Consider the following 21,744-nt stretch of genomic DNA (forward strand, 5'->3'; position numbering starts at 1 on the left):
CCGCAGCGAAACGGTCATCATCCGGTCACATGCGCCGCGCACTTCGGTCACGGGCGGCTGTGAGAGTCCTGTACGTACCCATCAGACCGAACAGGAAGGCCGTCAGCCGTGTGCGCACTGCTCGTGACAGCCGCTCAGCAGGACCAGGGACAGGAGTTGAGCGTGCGCGCCCTGTCCGCCTCCGCATACCTGGGGTTCCTTTCCGGGCACCGGCGGGCGAGCTTTCTCCAGTACCCGTCCTGGGCCGGGGTGAAGGACCTCTGGCGCTCGGAAAGGGTCGGATGGCACTTGCCCGACGGGACCCTCGTCGGCGCCGGACTCGTTCTCTATCGCCAATTCCCCGGCACCCGCAAATACTTCGCGTACCTTCCCGAGGGCCCCGTGGCCGACTGGTCCGACCCGCACATCGACCGCTGGCTCACCCCCTTCATGCGCCACCTGAGGGCGGCCGGCGCCTTCGCCGTCCGCATCGGCCCCACCCCCGCCTACCGCCGCTGGGACGCGGCCACCGTCAAGGCGGCCACCGGGCCCGGACGGCAGATATCCGACGTGCTCGCCACCGAGGTCGACCCCGTCGGAGCCGCCCTCGCCGACCGGCTGCGCACGCGCGGTTGGAAGCGGTGTGGCGGCGAGGACGACGGCGACGCCCAGCCCCGCCACGTCTTCCGCGTGCCGCTGGCCGGCCGCACCCTCGACGACCTGTGGTCCGGCCTGAACCAGGAGTGGCGGCGCAATGTGCGCAAGGCCACAAAGGCGGGCGTGGAGACGGTCATCGGCACCGCCGCCGACCTGCCCGAGTTCTACCGGCTGCTGCAGATCACCGAGGAGCGCGACGGCTTCCGGCTCGGCCGCTCCCTCGCGTACTACCGGCAGCAGTACGAGGTCCTCAACGCCGAGGAGCCGGGCCGGATGCGGCTCTACCTGGGTGTCCACCAGGGCGAGATACTCGCAGCCCACACCATGATCGTCGCCGGGAAGAGGGTCTGGTACCAGACCGGCGCCTCCGCCGACCACCGCCGCGAGGTCCGCCCCAGCAACGCCCTGCAGTGGCGCATGATGTGTGACGCCCACGACCTCGGAGCGGACGAGTACGACATGCGCGGGGTACCCTCCACCCTCGACCCCGACGAACGTTCCTTCGGGCTGCTGCGCTGGAAGCTCGGCACCGGCGGACAGGTCGTCGAGACGCTCGGCGAGTGGGAGACCCCGATGGACGGATACGCCAACACGGCGCTCTACAAGGCGTTCCAGGCCTACATGGCCCGCCGGTGAGCCACGGCACGACGGCCGAGGCCGCCGGGACGGGCGCGCGGCACGGTGCGGCCGCCCCCGCCGCGAAGAAGACGTCGGTGCTGCGCAGCGGCGCGCTCATGGCGGCCGGCTCGATCGTCTCCCGCGCCACCGGCTTCGTCCGCTCCGCCGTCGTCGTCGCGGCGCTCGGCACCGCACTGCTCGGCGACAGCTACGCCGTCGCCAACACGGTCCCGAACATCATCTACATGCTCCTCATCGGCGGCGCCCTGAACGCCGTCTTCGTCCCCGAGCTGGTGCGCGCCGCCAAGGAGCACGCCGACGGCGGCTCCGCCTACACCGACCGGCTGCTCACCGCCTGCACCGCGGCCCTCGTCGCGCTCACCGCCCTCGCGGTCCTCGCCGCCCCGCTGATCGTCTCGGCCTACACCGACTACAGCGGAGCCCAGGCCGACACCACGGTCGCGCTGGCCCGCTACTGCCTGCCGCAGATCCTCTTCTACGGGCTCTTCACCCTGCTCGGACAGGTGCTGAACGCCCGCGGCCGGTTCGGCGCGATGATGTGGACCCCGGTCCTCAACAACTTCGTGATCATCGGTGTCTTCGGGCTCTTCCTCTACGTCTCCCACGACGCCGCCGACGGCCTGACCGCCGCCGAGACCCGGCTGCTGGGCCTCGGCACCACCGCCGGCATCGTCATCCAGGCCCTCGCCCTGGTCCCCTCGCTGCGCGCCGCCCACTTCCGCTGGCGCCCCCGCTTCGACTGGCGCGGCAGCGGCCTCGGCCGCCCGCTGCGCAACGCGGGCTGGACGGTCATGCTCGTCCTCACCAACCAGATCGGCTACTGGGTCGTCACCCGGCTCTCCACCACCACCGGGCAGCACGCCGTCGAAGCCGGCCTGGCGGGCGGCGCCGGCTACACCGCCTACAGCAACGCCTACCAGCTGTGGATCGTCCCCCAGGGCATCATCACCGTCTCCCTCGTCACCGCCCTCATGCCGCGGATGAGCTCCGCCGCCTCCGAGGGCGACCTCGGCGCCGTCCGCCGGGACATCTCCTACGCCCTGCGCTCCAGCGCGGCCCTCGTCGTGCCCGCCGCCGCCGTCTTCGCCGCCCTCGCCCCCTGGGTGATGGGCAGCGTCTTCGAGTACGGCCGCACCGGAGCCGCCGACATCGAGGTCATGGCGGGCATGCTCATGGCCTTCGCACCCGGCCTGATCGCCTACTCCGCCCAGTACGTGCTCTCCCGCGGGTTCTACGCCCTCTCCGACACCCGCACCCCCTTCTTCCTCAACCTGGTCATCGCCGCGCTGAACGCCGGACTGTCGGCCGCCGCGTACCTGCTGCTGCCCCCGCGCTGGGCGGTCACCGGCATGGCCGCGGCCTCCTCCGTCGCCTTCCTCGCGGGCGCCGCCGTGACCGCCTACACCCTCTCCCGCCGCCTCGGCCCGCGCGCGGGCAGCCGCACCGAGCGGCGTGCCACGGCCCTGCGCACCCACCTGCGGCTCCTCGCCGCCTGCGTCCCGGCGGCCGCCGCCGGGTGGGCGGCCGCCCGCGCCGCCGACGGCTTCGGCAACTTCGCCGCGGTCGGGGCGGGAACCGTCGCGCTGGCGCTCGGCGTCGTCCTCCTCGCCGGGCCGCTGCGCCTGACGGAGATCACCGACCAATTGGACTCCCTGCGGCGCAAAATCGGCCGATAGCGGGAGGAAAGCCATGAACCACCTGGGGATACTGACCGGATGCCACGCGTACTGCTGATCGAGGACGACCCTTCCGTCCGGGAGGGAGTGGGCCTCGGCCTGCGCCGGCGCGGCCACGAGGTGAGCGCCGCCGAGACCGGCGAGGAGGGCCTCGCCCTGATGGGGGGCTTCCGCCCCGAGCTGGTCCTGCTCGACCTGATGCTGCCGGGGATCAACGGCGTGCAGGTCTGCCGCCGCATCCGCGAGACCAGCGAGGTGCCGATCATCATGCTCACCGCGCGCGGCGACGACTTCGACATAGTCGTCGGCCTGGAGGCCGGCGCCGACGACTACATCGTCAAACCCGCCCGCACCGAGGTCATAGAAGCCCGCATCAAGGCCGTCCTGCGCCGGCTCGCCGACCCGGTGGGCATACGCCCCGAAGTCGAGGTCCACGGCGAGCTGGCCATCGACCGAGCCGGGCTCACCGTCGCCAAGAACGGCGACCGGGTCGCCCTCGCCCCCAGCGAGATCAAGCTCCTGCTGCACCTGTCGGCCTCGCCCGAGCAGGTCTTCTCCCGCCAGCAGCTCCTGGAGTACGTCTGGGACCACAGCTACCACGCCGACGCCCGCCTCGTGGACGCCTGCGTCCGCCGCCTGCGCCACAAGATCGAGGACCCCGCCCGCAGCCCCCGCTACATCCAGACCGTACGCGGCTTCGGCTACCGCTTCGGCCCCCTGTAGCCGGCCGTGAGACGCATAGCGCCCCTGGGCCTGCGCACCCGGCTGATCGCGGCCTTCCTGCTGGTCGCCGCGATCAGCGCGGTGACCACCGCCGCCCTGACCTACCAGCAGGCGCGCAACGCCATCCTCAAGCAGACCCAGGACACCGCCGTCAGCACCCTGCGGGACCAGGTGGAGCAGCAGGAGATCCGCTTCCCCATGACCCAGCAGGAGCTCCAGCGCGTCGTCACCGAGCTCGGCAAGCGCGGCAAACCCCACCCGTGGATCATCTTCGGCGAGTACGAGGGCCTGCGGACCTCCACCAACCCCGGCACGCCCACCTCCACCGTGATCACCGACAGCCTGCGCGACCAGGTCCGGGGCAACCGGTACACCGCCTTCCAGCGCGTCGAGGACCAGCGCGGCAACCCGTGGCTCACGATCGGCGTCCCCGCCCTCTTCGAGCACAACGGCTACACCGAACCCACCGGGGCCGTCTTCTACGCCAGCATTCCGCTCACCACCGAGAAGCAGACCGTCGAGGCCATGGTCGTCGCCGCCCAGCGGGGCGCCGTCCCGGGGCTGGCCATCGCCGTCGTCCCCGCGCTGCTGGCCGCCCGCAGCGTGCTGCGGCCCGTGCGCGACATGCGCCGCGCCGCCCAGCGGCTGGGCCGCGGCCGCCTGGACACCCGCATCGAGGTCCGGGGCGCCGACGAGCTCGCCGGCCTCGCCCGCACCTTCAACGAGACGGCCCGGGCCCTGGAACAGTCGGTGCGCGAGCTGCAGGACGCCGAGACCCGCGCCCGCCGCTTCGCCTCCGACGTCTCCCACGAACTGCGCACCCCCCTCGCCGGGATGCTCGCCGTGACCGAGGTCCTCGACGAGGACGCCGCGCACCTCGACGCCGACACCGCCAAGGCCCTGCTGCTGATCAGCGCCGAGACCGGCAAACTCGCCGTCCTCGTCGAGGACCTGATGGAGATCTCCCGTTTCGACGCCCGGGCCGCCGAGCTCAACCTCGACGACGTGGACATCGCCGAGGCCGTGCGCAAGTCCCTCGAACGACGCCACTGGGACGACGACCGCGTCGTCACCGAGCTGCCCGACGGGGTGCGCGCCCGCCTCGACCCGCGCCGCTTCGACGTGGTCCTCGCCAACCTCGTCGGCAACGCCCTGCGGCACGGCGGCGCCCCCGTACGCGTCACCGTACGGACCGTACCGGGCGACGACGGCGAGCGGCTGCTCATCGACGTCGCCGACAGCGGGCCCGGCATCGCCCCCGAGGTGCTGCCGCACATCTTCGACCGCTTCTTCAAGGCCGACGCGGCCAGGACCCGCTCCGCCGGCAGCGGCCTCGGACTCGCCATCACCCTGGAGAACGTCCGCCTGCACGGCGGCACCCTCCGGGCGGCCAACGGCCCCTCCGGGGGAGCCCTGTTCACGCTCGACATGCCGCTGGAGGCCCACCGATGACCGGGCGGAAGACGCGATCCCGGGCCGCGGCGGCCACGGCGGCGCTGGCGGGCTGCGCCCTGCTCGCCGGATGCGGGATCAAGCCCACCGGGGTGGTCGAGAGCGGCCACGCGGCCACTTTGAAGAGCCCCGGCGCCAAGGCCGCCGCCCTCTACTTCGTTTCCAAGGAGGGCGACCGGCTCGTCCCGGTCCCGTTCACGTTCGACGGCGGCTACACCATCGCGCCCAGGGCGCTCGCGCGGCTGCTGCTGGACGGCCCCATCGGTCCGGCCCAGGAGGCCGGGCTCACCACGGCGCTGCCCCGGCTGCCCGCCGGGCAGGAGGACGTCCTGGCGGTGAGCGAGTACGCGCCGGGCTCCGGGATGACCGTCCGGGTGCCGTTCGCCGTGGGCTCCCTGTCGGAGCTGGCCCGCAGCCAGCTGGTGTGCACCGTCGGCGTCTCCGCCGTGCCGGACACCCTCAGCCCGGTCACCCTCCAGGGCACCGACACCGCCCTGCCCGCCGCGGAGTGCCCGCGGCGCTGACGTGAGCGGCCGGCCCCGGGGCCGGCCGCGCCCTTGCGGGCGGGGCCGCGCACCCGTCACGGTGGCCCCATGGACCACGCCGCGGACGTCCCCGACGTCTTCGACCCCCGGATCTACGCCGAAGGCGTCCCGCACGCCCGCTACCGGCTGCTGCGCGCACACCATCCGGTGGCCTGGCAGGAGGAGCCGGAGATCGCCGGGTGGCCGGCCGGCCCCGGCTTCTGGGCCGTCACCCGGCACGCCGACGTCGTCCGCGTGCTGCGCGACCACCGCACCTACTCCTCCTGGGCCGGCGCCACCCAGATCCGCGACCCCGACCCGGCCGACCTGCCGTTCCTGCGGCGCACCATGCTCAACCAGGACCCGGCCAAGACCTCGGGCGACCACGGCCGGCTGCGCCGGCTCGTCGCCCGCGCCTTCACCCCCGCCCGCGTCGACGCCTTCGCCGGGCGGGTACGGGAACGCGCCCGCACCCTGCTCGCCGCCGCCCGGGAAGGGGCCGGGGCGGGGACCGCCGACATCGTGCGCACCGTGACGGACGAGTACGCCCTGCTCAACCTCACCGACCTGCTGGGCGTCCCGCCCGCCGACCGCGGCCTGCTGCTGGAATGGACCGTACGGGTCATCGGCTACCAGGATCCCGAGGACGCGCCCGCGCCCGTGCTCGGCCCGGACGGCAAGCCGCTGAACCCGCGCTCCCCGGCGCTGCTCGGCGAGATGTTCGCGTACGCCCGCGAACTGGCCGCCCACAAGCGGGCGCACCCCGGCGACGACGTGATGACCTCCCTCGCGCACGCCGGACTCGACGACGCCGAACTGGAGATGTTCTTCTTCCTGCTGACCGTCGCGGGCAACGACACCGTCCGCAGCGCGGCCCCCGGCGGCCTGCTCGCGCTCGCCCGGGACCCGGACGCCTACCGCCGACTCGCTGGGGGACAGGTCCCGGTGGACCGCGCCGTCGACGAACTCCTGCGCGTCCACCCGCCGGTGCTCAGCTTCCGCCGCACCGCCGCCACCGACACCGAGCTGGCCGGGCAGCCGATCCGGGCCGGGGACAAGGTGGTGGTCTTCCACGCCTCCGCCAACCACGACGAGCGCGTCTTCGGCGACCCCGGCCGCCTCGATCTCGGCCGCACGCCCAACCCGCACGTCTCCTTCGGGGACGGCCCGCACGTCTGCCTCGGCGCCCACTTCGCCCGGCTCCAGCTGCGCACCCTCTACGAGGAGTGGTGCGCCGCCATGCCGGAGCCCGAACTGACGGGTCCGCCGCGGCGATTGGTGTCCAACTTCATCAACGGGATCACGCGGCTGCCACTGCGGGTGTCCGGGCCGGCCCGGTGACGTCCGCGATCAGCTCGGTCACGTCCGGCCCGTACGCGTCGGAGTTGATCACCTTCAGCATCACGCAGAACGACTCGTCGCCGTACTTGCGGGCCAGCCGCACGTGGTGCCTGGCCAGGTAACGGGCGGCGGCCTGGTTGCTGATGGCGGTCTGCCCCGACAACAGGAACACCGGCCGCGAGCCCTGACCGTCCGTCAGCCGCGCCAGCAGCACGTGCTCGACCATGCCCTTCTCCCAGCGGTACGACTCCCCGCCGACGCGGATGGCCCCCCGGTCCGGATGACCCGACGCGAGGCCCACGTCGGTCTGCACCCCCGGGAGCATGGAGGCCAGGTGCGCCGTGGTCCGGGCATTGGACGCGGGCCCGCCGACGCAGAACTCGGCCCGCTCGCCGAAGCCCTGCCGGGCCAAGTCATGGGTGACGATCTGCACGTTCGCCCCGCAGTCCTTGATCAGGGCGGATATCTCCAGCAGGGCGAAGGCGTCGTTGCGGTGCAGGGAGGAATCGGTGCCGCCCATCTGGCGGTTGACCACGAACAGACAGTCGGACCCGGTCGGCAGCCCGAAGAAGGCCTGCTTGCGGCGCAGCGCGCGCCGCCAGACGTAGGTCCGGGTGAACCAGCCGAACCCGCCGCTGAAGCCGGTGGCTATCACCCCGAGCACGATGTTGCGCACGTCGTCGTTCATAGCGCGGGATGCTAGGCCATGCGATCCGGAGGGTCACCAGCCGGTGCGCCGGGGCCGTGAACCGGGCGGCCCGGCCGACGCCCTGACGGGGTGCCGGGCAGGCCGCTAGGCTCGGCGCACGCTGCCAATGGAGGTCCGGATGCACCGTCCCGCCGCCCGTACGTTACCGCTGCTGGCCGTCGCCGCCGCGCTCGTCTCGACCGGAGCCGCCGCCCCGCCCCCGTCCCCGGCCGCCCCCGCCAAGGTGCCGGTCGCCGCCGGCTACGGCGGGGCCGTCGCCAGCGTCGACGCCGACGCATCCGCCGCCGGCATCGCCGTCCTGCGCTCCGGCGGCAACGCGGTGGACGCGGCCGTCGCCACCGCCGCCGCGCTCGGCGTCACCGAGCCGTACTCGGCCGGCATCGGCGGAGGCGGCTACTTCGTCTACTACGACGCCAGGACCCGCCGCGTGCACACCATCGACGGCCGCGAGACCGCCCCCGCCACGGCCACCGCCGGCCTCTTCCAGGAGAACGGTACGCCCATCCCCTTCGCCGAGGGACAGACCAGCGGCCGCGGCGTCGGGGTCCCGGGCACCCCGGCCACCTGGAAGAGCGCGCTGGACTCCTGGGGCAGCCGCCCGCTCGGCCAACTCCTCAAGCCCGCCGAGAAGCTGGCCCGCGACGGGTTCACCGTGGACCCCACCTTCCGCGCCCAGACCGAGGCCAACCAGGACCGGTTCAAGGACTTCCCCGACACCAGGAAGCTCTTCCTGCCGGGCGGCGCCCTGCCGGTGGTCGGCTCCACCTTCAAGAACCCGGACCTGGCCGCCACCTACGCGGAGCTCGCCCGCAAGGGAACCGGCGCCCTCTACCGGGGCCCGATCGCCGAGGACATCGTCAACGCCGTCCGCAAGCCCCCGGTGGACCCGGCGGCCACCCGGATCGTCAGGTCCGGCGACCTGACCACCGAGGACCTGCGCGCGTACGCGACCAAACGGCAGGAACCGACCCGGGTGGGCTACCGCGGCCTGGACGTCTACAGCATGGCGCCCTCCTCCTCCGGCGGCACCACCGTCGGCGAGGCGCTGAACATCCTGGAGGGGACCGACCTCTCCGGGGTGTCCGAGGCGCAGTACCTGCACCGGTTCATCGAGGCCTCCCGGATCTCCTTCGCCGACCGCGGCCGTTGGGTCGGCGACCCGGCCGCCGAGGACGTGCCGACGCGCGAACTGCTCTCCCAGCGGTTCGCCGACTCGCGCGCCTGCCTGATCAGGCCGGACCAGGCGCTGACCAGCCCGCTGGCGCCCGGGGACCCGCGCCGTCCGGCGCCCTGCGCGACCTCCGGGCAGGCCGCCCCGACCACCTACGAGGGGGAGAACACCACGCACCTGACGGTCGCCGACCGCTGGGGCAACGTGGTCTCCTACACCCTGACCATCGAGTCCACCGGCGGCAGCGCGATCACCGTCCCCGGCCGCGGCTTCCTGCTCAACAACGAGCTGACGGACTTCTCCTTCGCCCCGGCCGCGCCGGGCGTCCCGGACCCGAACCTGCCCGGCCCGGGCAAGCGCCCGCGCTCCTCCATGTCCCCGACGATCGTGCTGGACGACGGGCGGCCGGTCCTCGCGGTGGGCTCCCCGGGCGGCGCCACCATCATCACCACCGTCCTGCAGACCCTGATCGGCCATCTGGACCGGGGCCTGCCGCTGGTCGACGCCATCGCCGCGCCGCGGGCCAGCCAGCGCAACCAGACCACCACCGAGCTGGAGCCGGGGCTGTGGAACAGCCCGGTGCGCGCGGAGCTGGCGGCGCTCGGCCAGGGCTTCCGGCAGAACCCGGAGATCGGCGCCGCGACCGGCGTGCAGCGGCTCCCCGACGGCCGCTGGCTGGCGGCGGCCGAAACGAGCCGCCGCGGCGGCGGCTCGGCCATGGTGGTCCACCCGCACGGAAAGCCGTAGCACCGGCGGCGGGCCCGGGGCTCGCCGTTCGGGCGGGCGCGGCGGCCGAACGGGCCAATCGGCGGTGCAACCGCCGGGGTGCGGGGGAAGCGTGAAGACGTGTCAGCCACCAATGCATCCAAGCGACTCGGTCTCGGACTCCTCGGCGCGCTGCTCGCGAGCGGGCTGCTGGTCGCGGCCTGCGCCGTCCCGGACGGCAGGGCCCCCGCGACGGAGCCGGGCGGCGGGGGCCCCCGCCACCCGGGCCCCGTCGTCGGCCACCGGGAGGGCCCGCCGCCGAGGTGAGGCGGGCCCCACGGGCGTACGGGGGCCACCACCACCCTTAGGCTCCGGTCATGACTCTCGAGGAGCTGAGCCGGGGCAAGTACGTCAGCCTGACCACCTTCCGGAAGGACGGCACGCCCGTCGCGACTCCGGTGTGGGCGGTGGCCGACGGTGGGGAGCTGTGCGTGTGGACGCGCAGCGATTCGTGGAAGGTGAAGCGGATACGCAACAACGGGCGGGTCGCCGTCGCCGCGTGCGACGTGCGGGGGCGCGTGGCGGAGGGGGCGCCCGTGCTGGAGGGCGAGGCGCGGCTGCTGGACGAGGCGGGGCTGAAGCGGGTGCGCGCGCTGATGCGGCGGAAGTACACCTGGCAGTTCTGGGCGGTGGACCTGCCCGCCACCGTGGCGCGGCGGGGGAAGCGGCCGCACACCGGGATCGCCGTGAAGCTTTGAGGCGCCCGTAGCCCGCCCGTAACACTGGTGCGGTGCAATGCGGTCATGGAGACCGCGACTTCGCCGGCTGTCAGGCAACTTGCCGAGTGCATACGGGGGTTGACCCAGAGGCTGGATCCCGGGGCAGGCTGGTACGGGGAGTTCCTGCGCCGGGACCCGGCGGGCATGCGGGCCTGCCTGGACGGCGCCGCGATACCGCCGTGGGACGTGCTGGAGTCGCTGCTGCGCGACCTGGCGGCGGCGTGGGGCGCCGAGTCCGCGCAGCGGGAGACCGCATACGCGGCCCGGCTGCGCGCGGCGGCCGTCACGGCGTGGGACCGCCTGCCGGGCGGGACGCAGGAGCTGCGGACCCAGCTCGCGGCCTCGGCCGCCCAGCGGGCCGATTCGGAGGCGGCCCTGCGCGCCCTCACGGCGCGACTCGGCTCCACCGCCGACCCGGGGCAGGCGGACGCCCTGTCCCGGGAGATCTCCTGGACCCAGGACGACGCGGCCCGCGCCGCGGCCCGCCACGCGGACCTGGCGACCCGCCTGTCGGCCGTGGACGCCGAATCACGGCCCGGGCCCCGGACACCGGCCGGTTCCCCGTGGCCGGGGGAGCCGGCGGGCGGGCCCGGCGAACCGCTGCCCGGGGTGCCGTGGCAGCGGACCCTGCCGAACGAGCGCCCCGCCGGTTCGCCGTGGCCGGGGGAGCCGGCGGGCGGGCCCGGCGAACCGCTGCCCGGGGTCCCGAGGCAGCGGACCCTGCGGGACGAGGGCCCCGTAGGCCGGGCCGAAGGCCGCTGGCTGCGCGGCGGGCCACGACGAGCCGGGGGAGCCCGGTACGCGGGCTCCCCGGCCCCCGAGCCCCCGCCCTTCACCCCACCCCCGGGCCACCCGGGCGCCGACGACACACCGGACCCCGCCCCCCGCGGCGCCCGCTACGGCTCGGCTTCCGGCGGGGACGGGCGTGTGCCGGGGCGCCCCCGCAGGGCGCCGAACGCAGTCCCGCCGCCACTGTCCGACCCCTGGCCACGTTCGGCGCCCGAGGAGGTGCCCCGGCACACGCCCGTCCCCACCGCAACCTCCCCGGCAGCCCCCGGCGCCGCGGGCCACGCCGAGCCCCCCGCAGGGGCCACCCGCGCCATGGTCGGAGACCTGCTCGTCCTGCGCGCCCAAGCCCGCGGCGGCGAAGCGCACGCGCTGCTCTGCGAGGCCGCCGGCTGGCCCGCCGAACGGCTGCCCGGGCTGGCCGACGAGCTGCTCGGGGCGGGCCTCGCGGCCGACTGGGCCACCCTCCTGTGGGAGGCGGCCTCGCTGCCGCCCGAGCGGCTCGCCGCGGCCGCCGCCGCCCTCGGCGAGGCCGGCCGCGAGGCCGACAGCGACCGCCTGCTCCGCCAGGCGGTCTCCCGCCCCACCCCCGAGGTCGCCGACGCGGCCCTCGCCCTCGGCGGCGCCGGCCGCCCCCGGGAGACCGACGCCCTGCTCGCCGCCTTCGTCCGCGTCCGCACCCCGGAGGAGTCCGCCGACCTCGCCCGCCGCGACCCGCGGTGGTTCGCCCCGCACCTGCTCCGCGCCGCCGCCGCCCTGTCCGCGACCCACCGCCGGGACCTGGTCCACGCCCTCCGCCTGGCCGGCATCGCGACGGCGTAAACCGCCCGTCTCCTGACCGCAATCGACCGCGGAGCGACGTAACGTGATCGACTACTCCAACAGGGCACGGCGGTCTTGCCCCACGCTGTGACGAGGCCTACGTTCTACTCCCTACGTACTCCGTCTACGTGCGTAGAACCGGCGTTCCCGTCGCGAGGAGCAGCTCATGGCCCAAGTCGTCCGCGCCGCGCTGGTCCAGGCCACCTGGACCGGAGACACCGAGTCGATGATCGCCAAACACGAGGAGCACGCCCGCCGGGCCGCCGCCCAGGGCGCGAAGGTCATCGGCTTCCAGGAGGTGTTCAACGCCCCCTACTTCTGCCAGGTCCAGGAGCCCGAGCACTACCGCTGGGCCGAGGCCGTCCCCGACGGCCCGACCGTCCGCCGCATGCAGGACCTCGCCCGCGAGACCGGCATGGTGATCGTGGTCCCCGTCTTCGAGCGGGAGAGCGAGGGCTTCTACTACAACACCGCGGCCGTCATCGACGCCGACGGCAGCTACCTCGGCAAGTACCGCAAGCACCACATCCCCCAGGTCAAGGGCTTCTGGGAGAAGTACTACTTCCGCCCGGGCAACCTCGGCTGGCCCGTCTTCGACACCGCCGTCGGCCGGGTCGGCGTCTACATCTGCTACGACCGCCACTTCCCCGAGGGCTGGCGCCAACTCGGCCTCGCCGGGGCCCAGCTCGTCTACAACCCGTCCGCCACCCACCGGGGCCTGTCCGCGTACCTGTGGCAGCTGGAGCAGCCGGCCGCGGCCGTCGCCAACGAGTACTTCATCGCCGCGATCAACCGGATCGGCCAGGAGGAGTACGGCGACAACGACTTCTACGGCACCAGCTACTTCGTCGATCCGCGCGGCCAGTTCGTCGGCGACACCGCCAGCGACAAGGAAGAGGAACTCCTGGTCCGGGACCTCGACTTCGGACTCATCGAAGAGGTCCGCACCCAGTGGGCCTTCTACCGCGACCGCCGCCCCGACGCCTACGGAGGGCTCGTACAGCCGTGACCAACCCGATCCCCCTGCACAGCCGCCACCGCTCCGTCCTGCCCGACTGGCTCGCGCTCTACTACGACCGCCCCATCGAGCTGACCCACGGCGAAGGCCGCCACGTCTGGGACGCCGACGGCAACCGCTACCTCGACTTCTTCGGCGGCATCCTCACCACGATGACCGCCCACGCCCTGCCCGAGGTCACCAAGGCCGTCTCCGAGCAGGCCGGCCGGATCATCCACTCCTCGACCCTCTACCTCAACCGGCCGATGATCGAGCTGGCCGAGCGGATCGCCGCCCTGTCCGGCATCCCCGACGCCCGCGTCTTCTTCACCACTTCCGGCACCGAGGCCAACGACACCGCCCTGCTGCTCGCGACGACGTACCGCCGCTCCAACCAGATCCTGGCGATGCGCAACAGCTACCACGGCCGGTCCTTCTCCACCGTCTCGATCACCGGCAACCGCGGCTGGTCCCCGACCAGCCTCTCGCCGCTCCAGACGTACTACGTGCACGGCGCCGTCCGCACCCGCGGCCCCTTCGCCCACCTCTCCGACGCCGAGTTCACGGCCGCCGCCGTCGCGGACCTCGAAGACGTCCTCGGCCAGGCCCGCGGGGGAGTGGCCGCGCTCATCGCCGAGCCCATCCAGGGCGTCGGCGGCTTCACCTCCCCGCCGGACGGCCTCTACGGGGCCTTCCGCGAGGTCCTGGCCCGCCACGGCATCCTGTGGATCAGCGACGAGGTGCAGACCGGCTGGGGGCGTACGGGCGACCACTTCTGGGGCTGGCAGGCCCACGACCGGAGCGGTCCGCCGGACATCCTCACCTTCGCCAAGGGCATCGGCAACGGCATGTCCATCGGCGGGGTCGTCGCCCGCGCCGAGGTGATGAACTGCCTGGACGCCAACTCCATCTCCACCTTCGGCGGTTCCCCGGTCACCATGGCGGCCGGCGTGGCCAACCTCGCGTACCTGCTGGAACACGACCTCCAGGGCAACGCCCGCCGCGTCGGCGGCCTCCTCCTGGAGCGGCTGCGCGCCATCGCCGCCCACGTGCCCGCCGTACGGGAGGTGCGCGGCCGGGGCCTGATGGCCGGTCTGGAACTGACCCTGCCCGGCACCGACCGGGCCGACCCGGAAGCGGCCGCCGCCGTCCTGGAGGCCGCCCGCGCGGGCGGACTGCTGCTCGGCAAGGGCGGCGGGCACAACACCAGCGTGCTGCGCATCGCGCCGCCGCTCTCCCTGACCGTGGCCGAGGCGGAAGAGGGAGCCGAGATCCTCGAACAGGCGCTCCGCAGCATCCAGTAGGGGGACTTCCGATGAGCATCCGCACCCTGATCCGCGGCGGCCTGGTCGTCACCGCCGCCGACGAGCTGCACGCGGACGTCCTGATCGAGGACGGCCGCGTGGCCGCCCTGGCCGCGAGCGGCTCGGCCGCCGCCGGGGCCTGGACGGCCGACCGCACGATCGACGCGAGCGGGAAGTACGTCATCCCGGGCGGGGTCGACGCGCACACCCACATGGAGCTCCCCTTCGGCGGCACCTCCGCCTCGGACACCTTCGAGACCGGAACCCGGGCCGCCGCCTGGGGCGGCACCACCACCATCGTCGACTTCGCCGTGCAGAGCGTGGGCCAGTCCCTGCGCGCCGGGCTCGACACCTGGTACGACAAGGCCGACGGCCACTGCGCCATCGACTACGCCTTCCACATGATCCTCTCGGACGTCAACGAGGGCACCCTGAAGGAGATGGACCTCCTCGTCGGGGAGGGCGTCACCTCCTTCAAGCTGTTCATGGCGTACCCGGGGGTCTTCTACAGCGACGACGGCCAGATCCTGCGCGCCATGCAGCGGGCCTCCTCCAACGGCGGGCTGATCATGATGCACGCCGAGAACGGCATCGCGATCGACGTCCTCGTCGAACAGGCCCTGGCGCGCGGGGAGACCGACCCACGCCACCACGGCGAGGTCCGCAAGGTGCTCCTCGAAGCGGAGGCCACCCACCGCGCCATCCAGCTCGCACGGGTCGCCGGCTCCCCGCTCTACGTCGTCCACGTCTCGGCCGAGGAGGCGGTGGCCGAGCTGGCCGCCGCCCGCGACAAGGGCCTGCCCGTCTTCGGGGAAACCTGCCCGCAGTACCTCTTCCTGTCGACCGACAACCTCGCCGAGCCCGACTTCCAGGGCGCCAAGTACGTCTGCTCCACCCCGCTGCGCCCCCGCGAACACCAGGCGGCCCTGTGGCGGGGGTTGCGTACGAACGACCTCCAGGTGGTGTCCACCGACCACTGCCCGTTCTGCTTCCGGGGGCAGAAGGAGCTGGGCCGCGGCGACTTCTCCAAGATCCCCAACGGGCTGCCGGGGGTGGAGAACCGCATGGACCTCCTCCACCAGGCCGTCCTGGACGGGCACATCGGCCGCCGGCGCTGGATCGAGATCGCCTGCGCGACCCCGGCCCGGATGTTCGGCCTCTACCCGCAGAAGGGCACCATCGCGCCGGGCTCCGACGCCGACATCGTCCTCTACGATCCGCACGCCGAGCAGGTCATCTCCGCCGAGACGCACCACATGAACGTGGACTACTCGGCGTACGAGGGCAAGCGGATCACCGGGCGCGTCGAAACGGTCCTCTCGCGCGGCGAACTCGTCATCGACCGGCGCGAGTTCACCGGCCGCGCCGGACACGGTGCCTTCATCCACCGCTCCACCTGCCAGTACCTGTAAGCAAGGAGCCGCCATGGACTTCGGCCTCGTCCTGCAAACCGACCCGCCCGCCTCGCAGGTCGTCAGCCTGATGCGCCGCGCGGAGCGCAACGGGTTCCGCTACGGCTGGACCTTCGACTCCGCCGTGCTGTGGCAGGAGCCGTTCGTCATCTACAGCCAGATCCTGGAGCACACCCGCAGGCTCCACATCGGCCCGATGGTCACCAACCCGGGCACCCGCACCTGGGAGGTGACCGCCTCCACCTTCGCCACCCTCAACGACATGTACGGCAACCGCACGGTGTGCGGGATCGGCCGCGGGGACTCGGCGATGCGGGTCGCCGGCCGCAAACCCAACACCCTGGCCCGGCTCGGCGAGGCCATCGGGGTCATCCGCGACCTGGCGGAGGGCCGCGAGGCGCTCGTCGACGGCAACCCGGTCCGCCTGCCCTGGGTCCGGGAGGGCCGCCTCCCGGTCTGGATGGCGGCGTACGGGCCCAAGGCGCTCGCGCTCGCCGGGGAGAAGGCCGACGGGTTCATCCTCCAGCTCGCCGACCCCTACCTCACCGAATGGATGGTCAAGTCGGTCCGCGAGGCCGCGGCGGCGGCCGGCCGCGATCCGGCCGGGATCACCATCTGCGTGGCGGCCCCGGCGTACGTGAGCGACGACCTCGCCCACGCCCGCGACCAGTGCCGCTGGTTCGGCGGCATGGTCGGCAACCACGTCGCCGACCTCGTCTCCCGCTACGGCGAGCACTCCGGGCTGGTCCCGGACGCCCTGACCGAGTACATCAAGGCCCGCCAGGGCTACGACTACAGCCACCACGGCCGGGCCGGGAACCCGTCCACGGACTTCGTCCCCGACGAGATCGTCGACCGCTTCTGCCTCCTGGGCCCGCCCGAGGCCCACATCGAGAAGCTGCGCGCCCTGCGCGACCTGGGCGTCGACCAGTTCGCCGTCTACGACATGCACGACGCGAAGGAGGACACGATCGACGCCTACGGCCGGCACGTCATCCCGGCGTTCAGAGACTGACACCCTCCCGACCCGAAGGGACTGCGCGCATGCCGGACCACACGACGGGCGATCCCGGCGACCCAGGGGGCCGCGTCGAGCTCGCGCCCGGGGAAGTCCCCTCCGACGGCCGCTTCGCCAATGCCGACCTGCTCCCCGTGCCGGTCGAGGCCAGGCGCTGGACCACGTACAACTTCACGGCCCTGTGGGTCGGCATGGCGCACAACATCCCCTCCTGGCTGCTGGCCTCCGGGCTGGTGGCCCTGGGAATGGACTGGAAACAGGCCGTCTTCACCATCGCCCTGGCCAACCTGATCGTGCTCGTGCCCATGCTGCTCACCGGGCACGCCGGACCCAAGTACGGGATCCCGTTCCCGGTGCTGGCGCGGGCCTCCTTCGGGGTGCGCGGGGCCAACCTGGCCGCGCTGATCCGGGCGGGCGTCGCCTGCGCCTGGTTCGGGATCCAGACCTGGATCGGCGGGTCCGGGATCTTCGTCCTGCTCGGCAAGATCTTCGGCGGCTGGGCGGACGCGGGGAAGATCGCCGGGCAGCCCTGGACGCTGTGGCTGTGCTTCATCCTCTTCTGGGCCCTCGAACTCGCCATCATCTACCGGGGGATGGAGACCCTGCGGCGCTTCGAGAACTGGGCCGCGCCGTTCGTCATCGTCGGCGCGCTGGCGCTGTTCGTGTGGATCGGGCTGAAGGCGGGCGGCTTCGGCGAGCTGCTGGACCAGCCGTCCCGGCTCGGCTGGGGCCCGGACTTCTGGCCGGTCTTCTTCCCGTCGCTGATGGGGATGATCGCCTTCTGGTCCACGCTCTCCCTCAACATCCCGGACTTCACCCGCTTCGGGGCCGGCCAGCGCTCCCAGATCCTCGGCCAGTCCCTGGGACTGCCGACGACGATGACCCTCTTCGCGCTGCTGTCGGTGTTCGTCACCTCCGGTTCGGAGGCGGTGTACGGCACGCCGATCTGGGACCCGGTGGAGCTGGTCGCCAAGACCGACAACGTCTTCGGGCTGCTCTACGCCCTGGTCACGGTCCTGATCGCGACGATCTCGGTGAACATCGCGGCGAACGTCGTCTCCCCGGCCTACGACCTGGCCAACCTGGCCCCCCGCCGGATCAACTTCCGCAGGGGCGCGCTGATCACAGGGGTCGTCGGCGTCCTGATCATGCCGTGGAAGCTGACCTCCACCCCCGAGCTGTACATCTTCACCTGGCTCGGCCTGGTCGGCGGGCTGCTCGGCACGGTCGCCGGCATCCTCATCGCCGACTACTGGATCGTCCGGCACACCCGCCTGTCACTGCCCGACCTCTACCGGGAGGGCGGGCCGTACTGGTACCGGGGTGGCTGGAACCCGCGCGCACTGGCCGCCTTCCTCGTCGGCGGCGTGCTCGCCATCGGCGGCTCGCACTCGGCTCCCGGCCAGGGCCCGTTCCCCGAGGACGGGCTGATCCCGCTGCTGCGCCCACTCGCGGACTACGGCTGGGCGGTGGGGCTGGCGTCCTCGCTGCTGCTGTACGCGGCGCTCATGTGGCGCAGCCGCCCGGCCCGCTGATCGCCGCCGCGGCCGGACGCCGGTTCACCGGGAGTCCACCCGGTGTCCGGCCGGGCGACGGGGGCCGTCGGTGGGGATTGTCGGCCGGGCGTGGTGTGATGGGGGCATGATCGATGAGTTCCTGGCCCAGGGCCTGTCCGACGTGGAAGAAGCCGTCCGCAAGGCGGCGGCGGTCGAGATCATGCCGAGGTTCCGACAGCTCGCCGACCACGAGGTCGACCAGAAGAGCGGCCCGCACGACCTGGTGACGGTCGCCGACCGCAAGGCCGAAGAACACCTCACGGCCTCGCTGACCAGGCTGCTGCCCGGCTCGGCCGTCGTCGGCGAGGAGGCCGTGCACGCCGACCCGACCGTGTACGGGGCGCTGCGCGCCGAAGCGCCGGTGTGGATCGTGGACCCGGTCGACGGCACCCGGCAGTTCGTCTCCGGCGACCCCGCCTTCTGCACCCTGGTGGCGCTGGCCCACCGCGGGGTGATCCTCGCCTCCTGGACCTTCGCCCCGGCCCTGGAGGAGCTGGCGACCGCCGTGCGCGGGCAGGGCGCGTACGTCAACGGCGAGCGGATCCGCAGCGGCTCGCCCGAGCCCGGCGCGGAGCTGCGCGTGGCCATGGCCCACCCGCTGTACACCTCCGACGCGGACAAGCGGGCCCTGAGCCGCCTGGACGTGCCCGGGGTCGCCGCCCGGCCGTGCGGTTCGGCCGGCCTGGAGTACCTGAAGGTGGCCCGCGGCGAGATGGACGGCCTGGCCTTCACCTGGCCCTCCGCCTGGGACCACGCGGCCGGTCTGCTGCTGGTCGCCGAGGCGGGCGGCGCGCAGAGCACCGTCGCCGGGGTCCCCTTCCGGGTGGACCGGGACAACGCCCTGCCGTTCGCCGTCGGACGGGACGAGCCCACCGCCGTACGGATCCGGGAGCTGCTCCGGGGCGAGTAGGGCGACCGGACCGCGAGGGCGGGCGGAATATCCTGGGGGGCGAAGGCGCCGCCGGACGAAGGAGTCGCAAGTGCCGTCGATTCTCGATGCGGTCGTGGTGGGGGCGGGGCCCAACGGGCTGACGGCCGCCGTCGAACTGGCCCGGCGCGGCTTCTCGGTGGCCGTCTTCGAAGCCGCCGAGACCGTCGGCGGGGGAGCCCGGACCGAGGAGCTCACCCTCCCCGGCTTCCGGCACGACCCCTGCTCGGCGGTGCACCCGCTCGGCATCGGCTCGCCGGTCTTCGCCACCATGCCGCTCAAGCGCTACGGGCTGGAGTGGCTGCACGCCCCGCTGCCGATGGCGCACCCCTTCGACGACGGCACGGCCGCCGTCCTCTCCCGCTCGGTCGCCGAGACGGCGGCCTCCCTCGGCCCGCGCGACGCGGGCGCCTACCGCCGCCTCGTGGACCCGTACCTCGGCAAGTGGGACACCCTGGCGCGGGACTTCATGTCCCTGCCGAGCACCGCCCTGCCCCGTGACCCGCTCACCCTCGCCCGCTTCGGGCTGGCCGGACTGCCCCCCTCCACCTGGCTCCTGCGCCGCTTCCGCGACGAGCGGGCCCGGGCCCTGTTCGCGGGGCTCGTGGCGCACGTCATCGCCCCGCTCGGCGGGATCGCCACCGGCGCCGTCGGCCTGGTCTTCGCCCTGGCCGCGCACGCGAACGGCTGGCCGATGCCGCGCGGCGGTTCGCAGTCCATCTCCGACGCCCTCGCCGCCTACCTGCGCGACCTCGGCGGCACGGTCCACACCGGCTTCGAGGTCAAGCGGCTCGACGACCTCCCGCCCGCCCGCACCTACGTCTTCGACACCTCGCCGACCGCGCTGGCCCGCATCGCCCGCCTGGGCCGCGCCTACGACGGCTACCGGTACGGCGCCGCCGCATTCAAGATCGACTACGCGCTGGACGGGCCCGTTCCGTGGACCGCCGAAGAGCCCCGCCGGGCCGGCACCGTCCAGATCGGCCCGCGCGCCCGCGACATCGACGCCGCCCTCCAGCTCGCCTCGGGCGGCCGCGCCCCGCGCAACCCCTTCCTCATCACCGCGCAGCCCAGCCTCCTCGACCCCGGCCGGGCACCCGCCGGCAAGCACGTGTTCTGGGCGTACGGCCACGTCCCCGCGGGCTGGGACGGCGACCTCACCGACGCCGTCGAACGCCAACTGGAGCGCTTCGCCCCGGGCTTCCGCGACCTGGTCCTGGCCCGCGCCACCGCCGGCCCGCCGCAGCTCGCCGCCCGCAACCCCAACTACGTCGGCGGGGACATCGCCTGCGGCGCCGCCTCAGGGCTCCAACTGCTGCTGCGCCCGAGGCTCTCCCTGTTCCCGTACGCCACGGCCCACCCGGCCGTCTTCATCTGCTCCTCGGCGACCCCGCCCGGCCCGGGCGTCCACGGCATGTCCGGCCACAACGCGGCCAAGGCGGTCTGGCGCCACCTGCGAAAGGACTCCTGATGGTCCGCATCACCCTGGTCCGCGGTGACATCACCGCCGAGAAGGCCGACGCGATCGTCAACGCCGCGAACTCCTCGCTGCTCGGCGGCGGCGGGGTCGACGGTGCCATCCACCGGCGCGGCGGCCCGGAGATCCTCGCCGCCTGCGAGGACCTGCGCCGCTCGCACTACGGCAAGGGCCTGCCGACGGGCCGCGCCGTCGCCACCACGGCCGGCCGCCTCCCGGCCGGGCACGTCATCCACACCGTCGGCCCCGTCTGGTCCCGGGAGGAGGACCGCTCGGAGCTGCTCGCCTCCTGCTACCGCGAATCCCTGCGGGTTGCCGACGAGTTGGGGGCCCGTACGGTCGCCTTCCCGGCCATCTCCACCGGAATCTACGGCTGGCCCATGGACGACGGGGCGCGGATCGCGGTGGAGACCGTACGGGCGGCCCGGACCGAGGTGGAAGAGGTCCGCTTCGTCCTCTTCGACGAGAAGGCCTACGCGGCCTTCGCCGCCCGGACGGGCTGATGCGCCGGGACCACGGATCAGGGCGTCCTGCGCGGGGCCGGCCGGGGGTAGGTCCTGGACTGCTTGACGCTGCCGTACGCGAAGCTCGACTCGATCGAGGCGATCCCGGGGATGGCGTGGATCCGGTGCCGCACCAGGGCCTCGTAGGCCTCCAGGTCCTCGATGACGACGCGGAGCAGGTAGTCGCTGCTGCCCGCCATCAGGTAGCAGTCCTGGATGTGCTCGATGACCGCGACGTGCTCCTCGAAGAGCCGGACCGCCTCCGCCGTGTGGCGCTCCAGCCGGATCCGGACGAAGACGGTGACCGGGAGTCCGAAGGCGACCTGGTCGACCATGGCGGTGTAGCCGCGGATGAGGCCGGCCTCCTCCAGGCGGCGGACGCGGCGCAGGCACGGGGAGGGGGAGAGCCGGACCCGGTCGGCGAGGTCCTGGTTGCTCAGGCGCCCGTCGGCCTGCAATTCCCTGATGATCTGCAGATCGACTGCGTCCATGGCCACTCCTTGGCAGATTCTGCCCCAAACGTATGTCCGAGAGGCAGAACTGGCAATCGGCTGCCCCGGCAAAAGCCCTAGCGTTGCGGGCGACG

Annotated in this window: 20 protein-coding genes; 18 read left to right on the top strand and 2 right to left on the bottom strand. The window is 73.4% G+C overall.

Features of this window, described 5'->3' with window-relative positions; all coding sequences use genetic code 11:
• The first annotated feature begins 156 nt into the window (after positions 1 to 156).
• The 6 genes from ACFTXQ_RS26120 to ACFTXQ_RS26145 all read left to right on the top strand — a co-directional run bounded on the left by ACFTXQ_RS26120 (position 157) and on the right by ACFTXQ_RS26145 (position 6,991).
• On the top strand, positions 157 to 1,272 hold the full coding sequence (locus tag ACFTXQ_RS26120; RefSeq protein ID WP_382644819.1) for a lipid II:glycine glycyltransferase FemX: 1,116 nt from the start codon (positions 157 to 159) through the stop codon (positions 1,270 to 1,272).
• Positions 1,269 to 2,951 (top strand): murein biosynthesis integral membrane protein MurJ, encoded by a 1,683-nt coding sequence (gene murJ, locus ACFTXQ_RS26125; protein ID WP_382644760.1) that lies wholly within the window; start codon positions 1,269 to 1,271, stop codon positions 2,949 to 2,951. Before ACFTXQ_RS26120 ends, murJ begins: the two co-directional genes overlap by 4 nt.
• 39 nt (positions 2,952 to 2,990) lie before the next feature.
• Positions 2,991 to 3,674, top strand: coding sequence for a response regulator (locus tag ACFTXQ_RS26130; RefSeq protein ID WP_382644762.1), 684 nt, complete (start codon positions 2,991 to 2,993; stop codon positions 3,672 to 3,674).
• Positions 3,675 to 3,680: 6 nt separating this feature from the next.
• Positions 3,681 to 5,126: an ATP-binding protein gene (locus tag ACFTXQ_RS26135; RefSeq protein WP_382644764.1), complete on the top strand. Its 1,446-nt coding sequence runs from the start codon at positions 3,681 to 3,683 to the stop codon at positions 5,124 to 5,126.
• Positions 5,123 to 5,650 (top strand): hypothetical protein, encoded by a 528-nt coding sequence (locus ACFTXQ_RS26140; RefSeq protein ID WP_382644766.1) that lies wholly within the window; start codon positions 5,123 to 5,125, stop codon positions 5,648 to 5,650. The genes ACFTXQ_RS26135 and ACFTXQ_RS26140 overlap by 4 nt, the downstream gene beginning before the upstream one ends.
• Positions 5,651 to 5,719: 69 nt before the next feature.
• Complete coding sequence (locus ACFTXQ_RS26145; RefSeq protein ID WP_382644768.1) at positions 5,720 to 6,991, top strand: cytochrome P450; 1,272 nt, start codon at positions 5,720 to 5,722, stop codon at positions 6,989 to 6,991.
• On the opposite strand, the gene ACFTXQ_RS26150 is transcribed toward ACFTXQ_RS26145, so the two are convergent.
• A complete protein-coding gene (locus ACFTXQ_RS26150) occupies positions 6,951 to 7,679 on the bottom strand; it encodes a hypothetical protein (protein ID WP_382644770.1) in 729 nt (242 codons plus the stop codon). The two genes, ACFTXQ_RS26145 and ACFTXQ_RS26150, sit on opposite strands and share 41 nt — an antisense overlap.
• 139 nt (positions 7,680 to 7,818) lie before the next feature.
• Here ACFTXQ_RS26150 and ggt point away from each other — a divergent pair, with 139 nt between their 5' ends.
• The 12 genes from ggt to ACFTXQ_RS26210 all read left to right on the top strand — a co-directional run bounded on the left by ggt (position 7,819) and on the right by ACFTXQ_RS26210 (position 21,158).
• Positions 7,819 to 9,618, top strand: a complete 1,800-nt coding sequence (gene ggt / locus ACFTXQ_RS26155; protein ID WP_382644772.1) for a gamma-glutamyltransferase — start codon at positions 7,819 to 7,821, stop codon at positions 9,616 to 9,618.
• Positions 9,619 to 9,717: 99 nt separating this feature from the next.
• On the top strand, positions 9,718 to 9,903 hold the full coding sequence (locus ACFTXQ_RS26160) for a hypothetical protein (RefSeq protein WP_382644774.1): 186 nt from the start codon (positions 9,718 to 9,720) through the stop codon (positions 9,901 to 9,903).
• A 50-nt stretch (positions 9,904 to 9,953) separates the two neighbouring features.
• Positions 9,954 to 10,334 (top strand): PPOX class F420-dependent oxidoreductase, encoded by a 381-nt coding sequence (locus ACFTXQ_RS26165; RefSeq protein WP_382644776.1) that lies wholly within the window; start codon positions 9,954 to 9,956, stop codon positions 10,332 to 10,334.
• Positions 10,335 to 10,433: 99 nt separating this feature from the next.
• Complete coding sequence (locus ACFTXQ_RS26170) at positions 10,434 to 11,963, top strand: hypothetical protein (RefSeq protein WP_382644778.1); 1,530 nt, start codon at positions 10,434 to 10,436, stop codon at positions 11,961 to 11,963.
• A gap of 166 nt (positions 11,964 to 12,129) precedes the next feature.
• Entirely contained in the window at positions 12,130 to 12,972 is an 843-nt protein-coding gene (locus ACFTXQ_RS26175) for a nitrilase-related carbon-nitrogen hydrolase (protein WP_382644780.1), read from the top strand.
• Positions 12,969 to 14,264 (top strand): aspartate aminotransferase family protein, encoded by a 1,296-nt coding sequence (locus ACFTXQ_RS26180; RefSeq protein WP_382644782.1) that lies wholly within the window; start codon positions 12,969 to 12,971, stop codon positions 14,262 to 14,264. Before ACFTXQ_RS26175 ends, ACFTXQ_RS26180 begins: the two co-directional genes overlap by 4 nt.
• Positions 14,265 to 14,275: 11 nt before the next feature.
• On the top strand, positions 14,276 to 15,676 hold the full coding sequence (hydA, locus tag ACFTXQ_RS26185) for a dihydropyrimidinase (protein ID WP_382644784.1): 1,401 nt from the start codon (positions 14,276 to 14,278) through the stop codon (positions 15,674 to 15,676).
• A gap of 13 nt (positions 15,677 to 15,689) precedes the next feature.
• Positions 15,690 to 16,691: a TIGR03842 family LLM class F420-dependent oxidoreductase gene (locus ACFTXQ_RS26190; RefSeq protein WP_382644786.1), complete on the top strand. Its 1,002-nt coding sequence runs from the start codon at positions 15,690 to 15,692 to the stop codon at positions 16,689 to 16,691.
• Positions 16,692 to 16,720: 29 nt separating this feature from the next.
• Entirely contained in the window at positions 16,721 to 18,229 is a 1,509-nt protein-coding gene (locus ACFTXQ_RS26195) for an NCS1 family nucleobase:cation symporter-1 (RefSeq protein WP_382644787.1), read from the top strand.
• Positions 18,230 to 18,335: 106 nt separating this feature from the next.
• Positions 18,336 to 19,160 carry an inositol monophosphatase family protein gene (locus ACFTXQ_RS26200; RefSeq protein WP_382644789.1) on the top strand — a complete coding sequence of 275 codons (825 nt, stop codon included), beginning with the start codon at positions 18,336 to 18,338 and terminating at the stop codon, positions 19,158 to 19,160.
• A gap of 70 nt (positions 19,161 to 19,230) precedes the next feature.
• Entirely contained in the window at positions 19,231 to 20,649 is a 1,419-nt protein-coding gene (locus ACFTXQ_RS26205) for a phytoene desaturase family protein (protein ID WP_382644791.1), read from the top strand.
• On the top strand, positions 20,649 to 21,158 hold the full coding sequence (locus ACFTXQ_RS26210; RefSeq protein ID WP_382644792.1) for an O-acetyl-ADP-ribose deacetylase: 510 nt from the start codon (positions 20,649 to 20,651) through the stop codon (positions 21,156 to 21,158). Before ACFTXQ_RS26205 ends, ACFTXQ_RS26210 begins: the two co-directional genes overlap by 1 nt.
• 17 nt (positions 21,159 to 21,175) lie before the next feature.
• On the opposite strand, the gene ACFTXQ_RS26215 is transcribed toward ACFTXQ_RS26210, so the two are convergent.
• Positions 21,176 to 21,649: an Lrp/AsnC family transcriptional regulator gene (locus ACFTXQ_RS26215; RefSeq protein ID WP_382644794.1), complete on the bottom strand. Its 474-nt coding sequence runs from the start codon at positions 21,647 to 21,649 to the stop codon at positions 21,176 to 21,178.
• Between the last annotated feature and the right edge of the window lie 95 nt (positions 21,650 to 21,744).

It is taken from the genome of Streptomyces sp. NPDC057010, from assembly GCF_042673805.1.
Taxonomy (GTDB): Bacteria; Actinomycetota; Actinomycetes; order Streptomycetales; family Streptomycetaceae; genus Streptomyces.

Bases quoted from the DNA above. Each gene is read 5' to 3' on its own strand.
- ACFTXQ_RS26130 (WP_382644762.1), top strand. From the start codon at position 2,991: ATGCCACGCGTACTGCTGATCGAGGACGACCCTTCCGTCCGGGAGGGA.
- ACFTXQ_RS26140 (WP_382644766.1), top strand. From the start codon at position 5,123: ATGACCGGGCGGAAGACGCGATCCCGGGCCGCGGCGGCCACGGCGGCG.
- ACFTXQ_RS26145 (WP_382644768.1), top strand. From the start codon at position 5,720: ATGGACCACGCCGCGGACGTCCCCGACGTCTTCGACCCCCGGATCTAC.
- ACFTXQ_RS26150 (WP_382644770.1), bottom strand. From the start codon at position 7,679: ATGAACGACGACGTGCGCAACATCGTGCTCGGGGTGATAGCCACCGGC.
- ggt (WP_382644772.1), top strand. From the start codon at position 7,819: ATGCACCGTCCCGCCGCCCGTACGTTACCGCTGCTGGCCGTCGCCGCC.
- ACFTXQ_RS26165 (WP_382644776.1), top strand. From the start codon at position 9,954: ATGACTCTCGAGGAGCTGAGCCGGGGCAAGTACGTCAGCCTGACCACC.
- ACFTXQ_RS26175 (WP_382644780.1), top strand. From the start codon at position 12,130: ATGGCCCAAGTCGTCCGCGCCGCGCTGGTCCAGGCCACCTGGACCGGA.
- hydA (WP_382644784.1), top strand. From the start codon at position 14,276: ATGAGCATCCGCACCCTGATCCGCGGCGGCCTGGTCGTCACCGCCGCC.
- ACFTXQ_RS26190 (WP_382644786.1), top strand. From the start codon at position 15,690: ATGGACTTCGGCCTCGTCCTGCAAACCGACCCGCCCGCCTCGCAGGTC.
- ACFTXQ_RS26195 (WP_382644787.1), top strand. From the start codon at position 16,721: ATGCCGGACCACACGACGGGCGATCCCGGCGACCCAGGGGGCCGCGTC.
- ACFTXQ_RS26200 (WP_382644789.1), top strand. From the start codon at position 18,336: ATGATCGATGAGTTCCTGGCCCAGGGCCTGTCCGACGTGGAAGAAGCC.
- ACFTXQ_RS26210 (WP_382644792.1), top strand. From the start codon at position 20,649: ATGGTCCGCATCACCCTGGTCCGCGGTGACATCACCGCCGAGAAGGCC.
- ACFTXQ_RS26215 (WP_382644794.1), bottom strand. From the start codon at position 21,649: ATGGACGCAGTCGATCTGCAGATCATCAGGGAATTGCAGGCCGACGGG.